Origin of the sequence: Mycetocola reblochoni REB411 (genome assembly GCF_900163835.1) — a bacterium.
In the GTDB taxonomy this organism is placed as follows: Bacteria; Actinomycetota; Actinomycetes; order Actinomycetales; family Microbacteriaceae; genus Mycetocola_B; species Mycetocola_B reblochoni.
This window is the reverse complement of the sequence record NZ_FUKR01000036.1, coordinates 137,995-149,929: the sequence shown is the minus strand read 5'-3', so window position 1 is coordinate 149,929 and position 11,935 is coordinate 137,995. Positions and strand designations below refer to the sequence as shown.

Here is an 11,935-nt window from a genome sequence, read left to right as displayed (position 1 = left end):
CTGGAGACGCTACTTGTCGAGCGAGAGGTCCTTGGGAAGCTCGAAGTCCCGCTGGGACAGCTTCTCGACGTTGACGTCCTTGAATGTGAGGACGCGGACCGACGACACGAATCTGTCGGAGCGGTACACGTCCCAGACCCAGACGTCCTTCATGTTCAACTCGAAGTAGAAGTCGTGCTCGGTGTCTTTGCGGTCGAGGCTGACCTCGTTCGCCAAATAGAACCGTCGCTCCGTCTCGATCACGTACGCGAACTGGCCGACCACGTCGCGATACTCGCGATACAGCGCCAGCTCGACCTCGCGGTCGTAGTCCTCAAGTTCCTCGTCGTCCATCGCCACCATCTTATCCGCGTTCGTGGAGCCACGTGAGCCGGTGAAGCGGGCTCGGGCCCTTCTCAGCGAGACCCGCATAGTGGGCTCCGCTGCCGTAGCCCTTGTTGCTCTCCCAGAGATAACCAGGATGTCTCAGCGCGGCCGCCGTCATGAGCTCGTCCCTGGCGACCTTCGCCACCACCGAGGCCGCGGCCACGCTGATGCAGTCGCGGTCCGCCTTGACACGGGCGCGGACGTCGAGCGGACTGCTCAGCACGGGTGAGAGCCAGTCAGCGCTCCCGTCGAGAAGGATCGTGGCCTGCGCCACCGCGACACCCCTGGTGTGCAGCTCGGCGAGTGCGCGCTTCGCCGCCGCTCCCAGCGCGGCGACGATCCCACCGCGGTCGATCTCCTCCGGATCCGCGTAGCCGACAGCGGACGGCGTCCACTCGCTGATCAGCGGCGCCAGCAGCGCCCGACGCTTCGCGGACAGCAGCTTCGAGTCCCTCACCCCGTCCGGGGCGGGAACATCGGTGCGGAAAACGCTCACCCCGACCGCGACAGGGCCGGCGATCGCCCCCCTGCCCACCTCGTCGCAACCGATCACGAGGCGCGACCCTTCCGCGATCAGTGCCCGTTCGACGTGATCGTGCGGGTCACTCGCCGGCATCGGCCGTGTCGGGGACGCCGCGGAACACCTCGGGGTAGTTGCCGAGAACGCTCCAGCGCGACACCGGCCAGCTGATGACGAACGCGCGACCGACCACGTTCTCGACGGGGACGAAGCCCTGACCGGGCTTGTCCTGGTTGTACCGCGAGTCGGCAGAGTTGTAGCGGTTGTCGCCGAGGACCCAGAGCGAGCCCTCCGGAACGGTCACGTCGAACTCGCGCTCCGACACGCTCTCCTTTCCCGCGGGAAGAAGCACGTACGGCTCCGAGATGGGGACCCCGTTGACGCTGAGCTGTCCCGAGGCGTTGCAGCACTCCACGTGGTCGCCCGGCAGGCCGATGACCCGCTTGATGAGGTGCTCATCGTCGTCGGGGCTGGTGAGGCCGATCAGGTTCGTCAGCCACGACGAGGCCGTGGGCGGAACGCCCGAGCCCTCGAGCCACCCTCCCGGATCCTTGAAGACGACGACGTCCCCGCGCTCGAGGCCGACCACCTCGGGAACCAGCTGGTTGACCAGGATCCTGTCGTCGATCTGGAGGGTGTTCTCCATCGACCCCGAGGGGATGTAGAACGAACGGACCAGGAACGTCTTGACGACGAACGAGATGACCACCGCCACCACGACGATGATGACCAGGTCCCGGAGGAAGCCGAGGAAACCGCTCCTCCGAGCGGGGCGACGCGGCCGCACAAGTGGTTGTTCTTCCGACGTCACGACGCCTGGTGTCCTCTCGTTGACGCTCACAGAGCGAGCTCCCCACCAGTGTAGGGGTGGGGAGCTCGCTCGAGACGGGGTGGGCGCGGCCTAGTTCTCGCGCTTCTCCTTGATCTTCGCCTTCTTGCCGCGAAGCTCGCGCAGGTAGTAGAGCTTGGCACGGCGGACGTCACCGCGGGAGACGACCTCGATCTTGTCGATGATCGGCGAGTGCACGGGGAAGGTGCGCTCGACACCGATCTGGAAGCTGACCTTGCGGACCGTGAAGGTCTCGCGCACGCCGTCACCCTGACGAGCGATCACGACACCCTGGAAGACCTGCACACGCGAGCGGTTGCCCTCGACGATGTTGACGTGCACCTTGAGGGTGTCACCGGCGCGGAACTCGGGGATGTCGCTACGCAGCGATGCGGCGTCAACCTGATCCAGAATGCTCATTATTTTCGCTCTCTGCGGCGGCGTCCGGTCAACCGCGGGGTAGGAATCTGATGAATGGGGGTGTGCTCTCCGCCGTGCGGTGATCTCCCCGGAAGCAGAGATCTGTCCGAGCACAAGGGTCAATGATGCCAGAACGGCACCGCTCATGCAAAGGCGTCAGTCCCGGCGCGGCTGGTCCTCGTCGATGACGATCATCTCTCCCTGCCAGTCGGGCTCCGGCTTCGTCACCGACGGCGGGGTGCGCATCTGCTGGTACTCGGCGGTGAACTCCGCCGCCTTGCGGCGCAGCGCGACGATCAGACGCCACAGCGCGTTCCAGAACGCGACGAGCCCGAGCAGGACCATCGCCGTGACCGTCCAGCCTGCATCGAACTGGAACGTGCCGAACACGACGATCGAGGCATGCCAGAGCAGCAGGATGACGGCGTCGCGGGACTCGAGGGCGCGTTCGCCACGGACGCCAGGCCGAAGCGCCGTCACCCCGGCGACTCCGGAGAGTGCGATGAACAGCAGCGGCAGCGCCAGAAGTACGCCGGCAAGCGCCCATCCGCCCCGGGAGAACAGCGTCCAGCCGAGCAGGGTCCAGGCCGGAAGTGCCAGGCAGGCGATCCACATCCAGCGGTAGAGCGCGCGTCGCAGTGTCATGCTCCCATGATACGGAGCCTCAGCTGGGCTCCCGCCCGATTTCGCCGTCAGCGGGACGCGGGTCCTCGGCGCGGAGCAGCTCGGGGCGGACGAGTCGGGTGCGCTCCAGCTGTTGCGCGTGCCGCCACTCCCCCACACGTCCGTGATGACCACTGAGAAGCACCGGGGGGACATCATGGCCCCGCCACGACGAGGGCTTCGTGTAGACCGGGTACTCCAGGAGCCCGTCCTGCTCATGGGATTCGTGCAGAAGCGACTCGGGGTTGCCGACCATCCCCGGGATGAGGCGAGCGACGGCCTCGAGCACCACCATCGTCGCCGACTCGCCGCCGTTGAGAACGTAGTCTCCGATGCTGAGCATCATCGTCCTCGACCTGCCGGCGGTGTCGTCGATGACCCTCTGGTCGATGCCCTCGTAACGACCACAGCAGAACACGAGGTGCTGCTCCTCGCTCAGCTCATGGGCGGTGGACTGACGGAACACCTGTCCCGCCGGCGAGGGGAAGACCACGAGAGGGTCGTCGGCGTCCGCGAGGATCGCGTCGAGCGCCTCACCCCACGGCTCCGGCTTCATGACCATTCCGGCGCCGCCGCCGTAGGGGGTGTCGTCGACCGTGCGATGACGGTCGTGGGCGTGGTCACGCAGATCGTGAATGCGCACGTCCAGCACGCCGTTGCTCCGCGCCCTGCCCATGAGGGACAGATCCAGCACGTCGAAGAACGCCGGGAAGATCGTGACGATGTCGACTCGCATCGGTCGGCTCAGTCGGAGCCGACGTCGGTGCCGTCGGTATCGGCCCCATCGTCGGTGCCGGTGTCGGCGTCGTCATCGGCGCCGTCGGCGACCTCCTCGAAGAGGCCGGCCGGAGGGGTCACGACGATCCTGCCGCCTGCGACATCGACCTCGGGGACGAGCGCGCGGACGAAGGGCACGAGCACCTCGCCGGACGCAGTGTCGACGGCCAGGAGATCCTGTGCGGGAAGGTGATCGATCCGGGCGACGGTTCCGAGAACCACGCCGTCGCGGACCACGTCGAGGCCGATGAGCTGGTGGTGGTGCCAGGCGTCGTCCTCCTGGTCCTCGTCGGAGTCGTCGTCGATCCAGAGGATGGCCTTCGCCAGCCCCTCCGCCGCGGTGCGGTCGTCGACGCCGTCGAAGAATCCGACGGGGTGAGAGTTGAACCAGCGCAGCTGGGTGAGCGTCAGCGTTCGCCCGTGCCAGGGCGACGAGGTCGGCACCTGCAGGGTGAAGACGGCGCCGGGGACGAAGCGCTTCTCCGGGTCGTCGGTGAAGAGCTCGAGTTTGATGGCGCCCTTCAGGCCATGGGCCTTCGTCAGGCGCCCGACGCGGAGCTGCGGCGCGGGGGTCGTTGCAGCGTTCACGTCAGGCGTCGGTGTCGATGACGTCGACGCGGACACGACGGCCGTCCGCCAGGGCGGCGACGAGCGTGCGCAGGGACTTGGCTGTGCGCCCCGAACGACCGATGACCCGGCCGAGGTCCTCGGGGTTCACACGAACCTCGAGGACCTCGCCACGGGCGGTGTCCTTCGCGACGACACGCACGTCGTCAGGGTGATCGACGATCCCCTTGACCAGGTGCGCGAGTGCGGAGTCGAGCAATGTTAGGCCTGTTCCTCAGCAGTCGCCTCGGCGGCCTCGGTCTCGGCCTCAGCCTCGGCGGGGGCGGGCTCAGCAGCCTTCTCCACCTTGGGCTTGAGCACCGGCTTCTTGGCCTCGTCGGCGACGAACGCCGCCTTGGGCTCAGCAACCTTGACGGTGGACTTCGCGTCCTTGTCGCCCTTGAAGATGCCCCAGTCGCCGGTGAGCTTCAGCAGAGCAGCGACCTGCTCGGTCGGCTGTGCGCCGACGCCGAGCCAGTACTGGGCACGCTCGGAGTTGATCTCGATGATCGAGGGCTCCTCGGTGGGGTGGTACTTGCCGATCTCCTCGATGACGCGACCGTCGCGCTTGGTGCGCGAGTCCGCGACGACGACGCGGTAGTAGGGGGCGCGGATCTTGCCGAACCGCTTCAAACGAATCTTGACAGCCACAATTCTCCTGAGTTTCGTGTGTGTGCGTGACGTGCTCGATACCGAAAGGTGGGGTCACACTCGGTACGAAAGCTGAATGGTGTCGCGTTCTGCCTGATAGAGGGTCGGGCAGAGCGCACTCAACGGATCATTCTGTCAGATTCCTCGCCCCGATGGGTAATCCCGCGCGCGTGCCGCGACCGTGTCGCCCGCTCGCCACGGCCCGCCGTGCCTCACGACAGCACGTCGGCCAGCCCCCGCGACCACCACGCCCGCACCCGGCGCTCCAGCACGACGCCTCCGGGCAGATGACGATCCATGATCCCCGATTTCTCCGCTGCCGCGGCATTTGGCAGGATGGCGGCAGACGGCCCCGCAGGGGTCGGGTCAGGCGGTCAATGGACATCGACTTCGCCCCGTCCGCACGGGGGACCATCGGTCTCGAATGGGAACTCGCGCTCGTCGATCCCGACGACGGCGGCCTCGTCCAGCGCGCCGACGAGGTCCTCGACGCCCTTCGGCTCCCCGACGGCTCGCCCCACCCGCACATCACCGGCGAACTCCTGCAGAACACCGTCGAGCTGGTCAGCGGCGTGCACACCACCGCCGGCGGGGCCATCGACGACCTCCGGCACCAGCTCGACGAGGTCAGGGCCGTCGCCGCCCCCAGGGGCATCGATCTGATCTCCTCCGGCTCGCATCCCTTCGGCCAGTGGTTCGAGCAGCCCATCTCCGACAAGCAGCGCTATCACAAGCTCATCGACCGGACCCAGTGGTGGGGCCGCAACATGATGATCTGGGGCGTCCACGTCCACGTCGGCGTCGACAGCGTCGACCGGGTGCTCCCGCTACTGGACGGGCTGCTCACGCTCAGCCCCCACCTGCAGGCGCTGACCGCCTCGAGCCCGTTCTGGGCCGGGGTCGACACCGGCTACGCCTCCAACCGCGCGCTGATGTTCCAGCAGCTGCCCACGGCGGGGCTCCCCCAGCAGTTCCGCGCGTGGTCCGAGTTCGAGCGCTACGTCACGGACATGACGCGGACCGGGGTCATCGACGACTGCACCGAGGTCCGATGGGACCTCCGCCCGGCGCCACGCTGGGGCACCCTCGAGATGCGCTCCTGCGACGCGACCTCGACGGTCGACGAGTTCGCCGCGGTCGCGGCGCTCATCCACTGCCTCGTCGAGCACCTCAACCGCGAGCTCGACGCGGGTCGCCCCCTTGTCACGCTCCCGCGCTGGTTCGTCAGCGAGAATAAGTGGCGCGCGGCACGGTACGGGCTCGACGCGGAGCTGATCGTCTCCGCGGACGGCGATGAACGCCTCGTCACCGACGACCTCGAACTCTGGCTCGACCGGCTCGCAGGGATCGCCGGAGATCTGGGCTGCGCCAGGGAGCTCGCTTTCGTCGCCGACATCGCCAGGAGGGGCGGGAGCTATCAGAGGCAGCGGGCCAACGCCACGGCGTCAGCCGGGGACCTGTCCGCGGTCGTGGCCGCACTCGCCCGCGAGCTCAGAGAAGGCCTCGGCACCCGCTGACGCCTGGACGCCCGTTGGCGCTCAGCTCCCTCCGGGATCCGGTGTCGCCGACGGATCGGCGGCGTCGGGGGCTGAGCGTTGCAGATGCCCCAGCTCGACCCCGTCGGCGTCGAGAATCCGCAGCCAGCTGCCGAAGCCGCGCGGCTGTGCGAAGGCCGATCCGCTCAGCCAGGTGTCGACACCGGGACAGTGCATCCGGGTCGTGGCGAGCCCGCCCTGCCACTGCAGACGGCCGTCGTGGAGCTCCCACGAGCCCATCAGCCGGTTGCAGCCGTCCGAGCCGCTGAGGGTTCCCTCCGCGGCGAGGTCGAGCACCACCTCCGGAGCGTCGACGTCCGCCCACCGGCCGGCCAGCTCCTGCGCCGTCAGCCCGGGCGCATCCGCGCCGGGTCGGACGAGGACGACGTCGCCCTCGTCCCTGTGCAGCACCAGGGTCCCGTCCGAGACCGTCACCGATCGCGCCGTGCTGAACGCCGACGGCACCGCGTCGCCGTCGCAACCGATCATCGTCATCGGCTGGTCGTCGACCGTCAGCGCCCCGTCCGCGCCGAGCGACCAGCGCGCGTCCACCACGGTGTTGCAGCCGTCCGACGCCGACCACCGCCCGTTCTCCTCCAGCAGCAGGTACGGCTCGTCGCCGTCGTAGCTCAGTCCCGTCCTCCACTCGCCGAGCATCTCGGCCGAGGCGCGCGGCGAGCACGCCGCCAGCGGCAGCACGGCGCACAGTGCACCGAGAACCACGAGCGCCCGCGCCGACGCGCGCATGCTCAAGCCCCTCCGCCGCGCCCGAGGAAGCCCTGAAGCGCCTTGAGGTCGTCCTCGCTCGGCTGGGACGATGCCCCGCCGGCGACGCCGAAGCCCGAGCCGCTCGGTGCGGCCGCGCGATCCGCCGCGCCGGACTGGAGCTCCTGGGCCCGCTTGGCCGGGTTGCCCGAGCGGGAGCCCTTCTTCGTCTTCTGCTGCTTGCGCGACTTGCCGCCGCGTGCACCGGGAACGGGGCCCATACCCGGGACCTGGGGAACGCCGCCCTTGGCGACGGTCTTCATCATCTTGGCGGCCTGCTCGAATCGAGCGACCAGCTGGTTGACGTCGGTCACGGTCATGCCGCTTCCGCGCGCGATGCGGAGCCGGCGTGAGCCGTTGAGCAGCTTGGGGTTCACCCGCTCGGCGCGGGTCATCGACTGGATGATCGCCTCGGTCCGGACGATCTCGCGCTCGTCGAACCCGTCCAGCTGCTGCTTCATCTGCCCCATGCCGGGGAGCATCCCCATCATCTTCTTCAGGGAGCCCATGTTGCGCAGCTGCTGCATCTGGGTGAGGAAGTCGTCGAGGGTGAAGGTGTCGGTGGCGAACTTCTCCGCGACCTTGCGCGCCTCCTCCTCGTCGAAGGCGGACTGCGCCTGCTCGATGAGGGTGAGGATGTCACCGAGGTCGAGGATGCGACTGGCCATGCGGTCGGGGTGGAAGGGCTCGAAGTCGTCGAGTCCCTCACCGGTGGAGGCGAAGATGATCGGCCGCCCCGTCATCGAGGCCACCGAGAGCGCAGCACCGCCGCGCGCGTCGCCATCGAGCTTCGACAGCACGACCCCGGTGAAGTCGACCCCGTCCTGGAAGGCCTTCGCCGTCGCGACCGCGTCCTGACCGGTCATCGCGTCGATCACGAACAGGACCTCGTCGGGGTCGACCGCCCGGCGGATCCTCGCGGCCTGGTCCATCATCTCGGCGTCGACGCCGAGACGGCCGGCGGTGTCGACGATGACCGTGTCGTACTGCTTGTCCCTGGCGTACTTGATCGAGTTCTTGGCAACCGTGACCGGGTCCCCGACACCGTTGCCCGGCTCGGGCGCGAAGATCGCCGCACCCGCCTGCTCGGCCACGACGCCCAGCTGGGTCACCGCGTTGGGGCGCTGCAGGTCGGCGGCGACCAGGAGCGGGGTGTGCCCCTCCTTGGCCAGCCACTTCGCCAGCTTTCCGGCGAGGGTCGTCTTTCCGGCACCCTGGAGGCCGGCGAGCATGATGACCGTCGGCGGGTTCTTCGCGAACTCCAGCCGACGCTGCTGGCCACCGAGGATGCCCACGAGCTCCTCGTTGACGATCTGGACGACCTGCTGCGCCGGGTTGAGCGCGCGGTTGACCTCGTCACCGAGGGCCCGCTCGCGCACGGTGGTGCTGAACGTCTTCGCCACCTCGAAGGCGACGTCGGCCTCGAGGAGCGCGCGTCGGATGTCACGGACGGTGCCGTCGACGTCCGAGGCGGAGAGCTTGCCCTTGGTGCGCAGATTCTTGAAGGTCTCCGCGAGGCGGTCTGAGAGAGTTCCGAAAGTAGCCATTTGGCGACCAGTTTAGCCGTCGGATCCTCCACGACCGACCCACGCTCCTCCCCCGATCGATTCGACTTTTTGGACTCGGTCTACTTAATGGTCTACTGGTGTCGTGATCGACGTCATCCCTCTGGGCCTCGCCCCCAGCTACGTCCCCTTCCGCACCGCGCTCGCCGAGCAGCGCCGCCTGCACGCCGAGCGCGTTGCCGACCGCGCCGGAGACACGATGCTCCTGCTCGAGCACACGGCGGTGTACACCGCCGGCGCGCAGACCCGCCGCTCAGAGCTGCCGGAGCCCCCTGCCGTGGTCGAACGGGTGGATCGCGGCGGGCGCATCACCTGGCACGGACCGGGACAGCTCATCGGGTACCCGATCGTGCGACTCCCCCAGCCGCTCGACGTCGTGGCCCACGTCCGACGCCTCGAACAGGGCCTGATCGCAGCGCTGCGGACAGCGTCGATCACGGGGTACACCGTCGCCGGGCGCAGCGGCGTCTGGGTCAGGGACCCCGGCGGATCCGAGTCGAAGATCGCCGCGATCGGCGTGCGGGTCGAACGCAACGTGACCAGGCACGGCTTCGCACTCAACTGCAGCAACGAGCTGTCCCCCTTCGACCGCATCGTCCCGTGCGGCATCACCGACCGCGGGGTCACCAGCATCAGCACTGTTCTCGGACGGACCGTCACCCCCGCCCAGCTGCTCGACGTGATCGCCACCACGGTGTCGGAGGCGCTGCTCACCGCCGGCGCCGGAACAGGGCACGACAGCACTCCCCCACCGCGCAGCGGGTCGCTGGCCGGAGGAGCACGATGAGCGCCCCCACCGCGTCGGGACGCAAGCTGCTCCGGCTCGAGGTCCGCAACGCGCAGACCCCGATCGAGAGCAAGCCGCCCTGGATCAAGACCACGGCGAAGACCGGCCCCGAGTACACCGCGATGCGCGCTCTCGTGGCCGACACCGAGCTGCACACGGTGTGCCAGGAGGCCGGCTGCCCCAACATCTTCGAGTGCTGGGAGGACCGGGAGGCGACCTTCCTCATCGGAGGCTCGCAGTGCACCCGGCGATGCGACTTCTGCCAGATCGACACGGGCAAGCCGGCCGACTACGACACCGACGAGCCCCGACGCGTCGCCGAGTCCGTGCGCACCATGGCATTGAGATACGCGACCGTGACCGGCGTCGCCCGAGACGACCTCGACGACGAGGGAGCCTGGCTGCACGCCGAGACGGTGCGGCAGATCCACGAGCTGAACCCCGGAACGGGGGTGGAGCTGCTGGCCACCGACTTCTCCGGCAACCCCGAGCTGCTCCAGCTCGTCTTCGACTCCCGCCCTGAGGTCTTCGCGCACAACGTCGAGACCGTCCCCCGGATCTTCAAGCGCATCCGCCCCGCGTTCCGTTACGAGCGCTCGCTCGACGTCCTGCGGCTCGCACGCGCCGACGGGCTGGTGACCAAGTCGAACCTCATCCTCGGGATGGGTGAGACGCGCGAGGAGATCTCGGACGCGCTGCAGGGCCTGCACGAGGCGGGGACGGACATCATCACGGTCACGCAGTACCTGCGCCCCACACCGCGGCACCTCCCCGTCGACCGGTGGCTCCCGCCCCAGGAGTTCGTCGAGATCGCGGAGGAGGCCGAGGAGATCGGCTTCGCCGGCGTACTCGCCGGTCCGCTCGTGCGCTCCAGCTACCGGGCCGGACGGCTCTGGGCGACGGCGATGCAGGCCACCGGCCGCACCGTCCCGCCGCAGTTGACCCATCTGGCCCGCCAGGCCCGCGAGTCGGGATTCCTCCGCGCTGCGGCGGTCCCCCGCGCGGCCGACGGTCAACGCGCCGCGGGCTGAGCGTGGCGCCGAACAGCGGCCCGCGGGGCGGGGTCAGTCGTCGATGCCGTCGAGCACCTGGATCGCGACCGTCGCCAGATCGACGGCGAGGGACACAGCGATCCGCTGATCGGTCGCGTCCGAGTCGATCCCGTAGACGAGGCGGGCGAACGGCTCGCCCTCGCCGGTGCTGTCGACACCGATGTCGAGCCTCTCCCAAAGCAGCGAACGGATGAGGTCCATCTCGACGTCACCCGACCGGTCCACGAGCACGTCCTCCAGCTCGTCCCCGAGCTCGTCGACGGCCGCCTGCAGGAACAGCGTGACGTCACCGCCGCGCTCCCCCATACCCGCGACGATCGCGTTGCGCCCGCGCAGGTCCAGGCCCTCCGCCGCGGCGATGAGCGCGGCCGCGGCCTCCAGAGCGCCGGGGCTGGACTCGACCGCCGAGTCGGTCCGAAGCACCACCTCGACACGCTGCTCGCCGACCTCGATCGTCTCCGACCACAACCGGGGCGCGGCGCCGAGCGCACCGAAGTAGTCGTGCTCCCTCGCCGCCATCAGCCGACGAGCTTCTGTGCAAAGACGTGCGGGGTGAACCCGGTGAGGTCGTTGATGCCCTCGCCCTGGCCGATCAGCTTGATCGGCAGTCCCGTGCGCTCCTGGACGGAGAGGACGAAGCCGCCCTTCGCCGAGCCGTCCAGCTTGGTCAGGACGAGACCGGTGACACCGGCGTGCTGGATGAACGCCTCCGCCTGCGCGACACCGTTCTGACCCGTCGTGGCGTCGAGCACGAGAAGCACCTCCGACACCGGGGCCTGCTTCTCGACGACGCGGCGGATCTTCGACAGCTCGTCCATCAGGCCGGACTTGGTCTGCAGCCGGCCGGCGGTGTCGATGACGACGATCTCGGTCCCCGTCCGCTTCGCGTACTCGACCGTCTGGAAGGCAACCGAGGCGGGGTCCTGCCCCTCGTGCTGCGGGCGGACCACCTCGGCCCCGGCACGCTCAGCCCAGGTGGCCAGCTGCTCGACCGCGGCCGCGCGGAAGGTGTCGGCCGCGCCGACGACCACCGTGCGGCCGTGCGTGCGCAGGAATCGCGCGAACTTGCCGATCGTCGTCGTCTTGCCGACGCCGTTCACGCCGACGACGAGAACGACGGCCGGCCGCTCGGTCAGGACCAGGCTCGTGTCGTAGCGCGCGAGCCGCTCCTCGATCGTCTCGCGCAGCATGCGCTGCAGGTCGGCGGGATCCGTCGTGCGGTAGGTGGCGACGTTGCGGCGCAGCTCCTCGACGATCTCGTCGGCGATGTCGGGGCCGAAGTCGGCGGTGATGAGCGCGGACTCCAGGTCGTCCCAGGTACTGTCGTCGATCGTCGCCTTCGTGAAGAGCCCGCGGAGGGCGCCGCCGAGGGACCAGGGAGTTCGTGCCATGCTCCCAG

16 protein-coding genes are annotated in these 11,935 nt (G+C 69.0%); 3 read left to right on the top strand and 13 right to left on the bottom strand.

Translation table 11 applies throughout. The features are described from left to right. Positions 1-9 precede the first annotated feature (9 nt). The 9 genes from FM119_RS06655 to rpsP all read right to left on the bottom strand — a co-directional run bounded on the left by FM119_RS06655 (position 10) and on the right by rpsP (position 4,832). Positions 10-333 carry a DUF2469 family protein gene (locus FM119_RS06655; RefSeq protein WP_087136999.1) on the bottom strand — a complete coding sequence of 108 codons (324 nt, stop codon included), beginning with the start codon at positions 331-333 and terminating at the stop codon, positions 10-12. A 10-nt stretch (positions 334-343) separates the two neighbouring features. Beyond that, on the bottom strand, positions 344-919 hold the full coding sequence (locus tag FM119_RS06650) for a ribonuclease HII (protein ID WP_338065663.1): 576 nt from the start codon (positions 917-919) through the stop codon (positions 344-346). A 49-nt stretch (positions 920-968) separates the two neighbouring features. Next, the gene (gene lepB / locus FM119_RS06645) at positions 969-1,673 is read right to left on the bottom strand and encodes a signal peptidase I (RefSeq protein WP_245827354.1); all 705 of its coding nucleotides are present in this window, start codon (positions 1,671-1,673) and stop codon (positions 969-971) included. A 114-nt stretch (positions 1,674-1,787) separates the two neighbouring features. Then, positions 1,788-2,135 carry a 50S ribosomal protein L19 gene (gene rplS, locus FM119_RS06640; protein WP_087136893.1) on the bottom strand — a complete coding sequence of 116 codons (348 nt, stop codon included), beginning with the start codon at positions 2,133-2,135 and terminating at the stop codon, positions 1,788-1,790. Between the two features lie 156 nt (positions 2,136-2,291). Beyond that, positions 2,292-2,780, bottom strand: a complete 489-nt coding sequence (locus tag FM119_RS06635) for a hypothetical protein (RefSeq protein ID WP_087136892.1) — start codon at positions 2,778-2,780, stop codon at positions 2,292-2,294. A 19-nt stretch (positions 2,781-2,799) separates the two neighbouring features. Continuing rightward, positions 2,800-3,534 carry a tRNA (guanosine(37)-N1)-methyltransferase TrmD gene (gene trmD, locus FM119_RS06630; protein WP_087136891.1) on the bottom strand — a complete coding sequence of 245 codons (735 nt, stop codon included), beginning with the start codon at positions 3,532-3,534 and terminating at the stop codon, positions 2,800-2,802. Positions 3,535-3,542: 8 nt separating this feature from the next. After that, positions 3,543-4,163 (bottom strand): ribosome maturation factor RimM, encoded by a 621-nt coding sequence (gene rimM, locus FM119_RS06625; protein WP_087136890.1) that lies wholly within the window; start codon positions 4,161-4,163, stop codon positions 3,543-3,545. A 1-nt stretch (position 4,164) separates the two neighbouring features. Further along, positions 4,165-4,401, bottom strand: coding sequence for an RNA-binding protein (locus FM119_RS06620; protein WP_087136889.1), 237 nt, complete (start codon positions 4,399-4,401; stop codon positions 4,165-4,167). Positions 4,402-4,403: 2 nt separating this feature from the next. Then, a complete protein-coding gene (rpsP, locus tag FM119_RS06615; protein WP_087136888.1) occupies positions 4,404-4,832 on the bottom strand; it encodes a 30S ribosomal protein S16 in 429 nt (142 codons plus the stop codon). A gap of 377 nt (positions 4,833-5,209) precedes the next feature. Between rpsP and FM119_RS06610 the strand changes: the two genes are divergently transcribed. Beyond that, positions 5,210-6,349: a glutamate--cysteine ligase gene (locus tag FM119_RS06610; RefSeq protein ID WP_087136887.1), complete on the top strand. Its 1,140-nt coding sequence runs from the start codon at positions 5,210-5,212 to the stop codon at positions 6,347-6,349. A gap of 21 nt (positions 6,350-6,370) precedes the next feature. Here the strand turns inward: FM119_RS06610 and FM119_RS13885 are convergent, their stop codons facing one another. Together FM119_RS13885 and ffh are read right to left on the bottom strand one after the other, a co-directional pair. Further along, positions 6,371-7,114: an META domain-containing protein gene (locus FM119_RS13885; RefSeq protein WP_143822640.1), complete on the bottom strand. Its 744-nt coding sequence runs from the start codon at positions 7,112-7,114 to the stop codon at positions 6,371-6,373. 2 nt (positions 7,115-7,116) lie between these two features. Further along, positions 7,117-8,679, bottom strand: coding sequence for a signal recognition particle protein (gene ffh / locus FM119_RS06600; protein WP_087136886.1), 1,563 nt, complete (start codon positions 8,677-8,679; stop codon positions 7,117-7,119). A gap of 103 nt (positions 8,680-8,782) precedes the next feature. Here ffh and lipB point away from each other — a divergent pair, with 103 nt between their 5' ends. Both lipB and FM119_RS06590 read left to right on the top strand, forming a co-directional pair. Further along, positions 8,783-9,484, top strand: a complete 702-nt coding sequence (gene lipB / locus FM119_RS06595; RefSeq protein WP_087136885.1) for a lipoyl(octanoyl) transferase LipB — start codon at positions 8,783-8,785, stop codon at positions 9,482-9,484. Beyond that, positions 9,481-10,515, top strand: a complete 1,035-nt coding sequence (locus FM119_RS06590) for a lipoyl synthase (protein ID WP_087136884.1) — start codon at positions 9,481-9,483, stop codon at positions 10,513-10,515. The genes lipB and FM119_RS06590 overlap by 4 nt, the downstream gene beginning before the upstream one ends. Positions 10,516-10,548: 33 nt before the next feature. On the opposite strand, the gene FM119_RS06585 is transcribed toward FM119_RS06590, so the two are convergent. Further along, a complete protein-coding gene (locus tag FM119_RS06585; RefSeq protein WP_087136883.1) occupies positions 10,549-11,055 on the bottom strand; it encodes a hypothetical protein in 507 nt (168 codons plus the stop codon). Continuing rightward, complete coding sequence (gene ftsY, locus FM119_RS06580; protein ID WP_087136882.1) at positions 11,055-11,927, bottom strand: signal recognition particle-docking protein FtsY; 873 nt, start codon at positions 11,925-11,927, stop codon at positions 11,055-11,057. The genes FM119_RS06585 and ftsY overlap by 1 nt, the downstream gene beginning before the upstream one ends. Positions 11,928-11,935: the final 8 nt, after the last annotated feature.

Coding starts and splice junctions, on each gene's coding strand:
- rplS (WP_087136893.1), bottom strand. CDS start 2,135: ATGAGCATTCTGGATCAGGTTGACGCCGCATCGCTGCGTAGCGACATC.
- ftsY (WP_087136882.1), bottom strand. CDS start 11,927: ATGGCACGAACTCCCTGGTCCCTCGGCGGCGCCCTCCGCGGGCTCTTC.
- FM119_RS06610 (WP_087136887.1), top strand. CDS start 5,210: ATGGACATCGACTTCGCCCCGTCCGCACGGGGGACCATCGGTCTCGAA.
- FM119_RS06590 (WP_087136884.1), top strand. CDS start 9,481: ATGAGCGCCCCCACCGCGTCGGGACGCAAGCTGCTCCGGCTCGAGGTC.
- FM119_RS06635 (WP_087136892.1), bottom strand. CDS start 2,780: ATGACACTGCGACGCGCGCTCTACCGCTGGATGTGGATCGCCTGCCTG.
- ffh (WP_087136886.1), bottom strand. CDS start 8,679: ATGGCTACTTTCGGAACTCTCTCAGACCGCCTCGCGGAGACCTTCAAG.
- FM119_RS06655 (WP_087136999.1), bottom strand. CDS start 333: ATGGACGACGAGGAACTTGAGGACTACGACCGCGAGGTCGAGCTGGCG.
- FM119_RS06585 (WP_087136883.1), bottom strand. CDS start 11,055: ATGGCGGCGAGGGAGCACGACTACTTCGGTGCGCTCGGCGCCGCGCCC.
- trmD (WP_087136891.1), bottom strand. CDS start 3,534: ATGCGAGTCGACATCGTCACGATCTTCCCGGCGTTCTTCGACGTGCTG.
- FM119_RS13885 (WP_143822640.1), bottom strand. CDS start 7,114: ATGCGCGCGTCGGCGCGGGCGCTCGTGGTTCTCGGTGCACTGTGCGCC.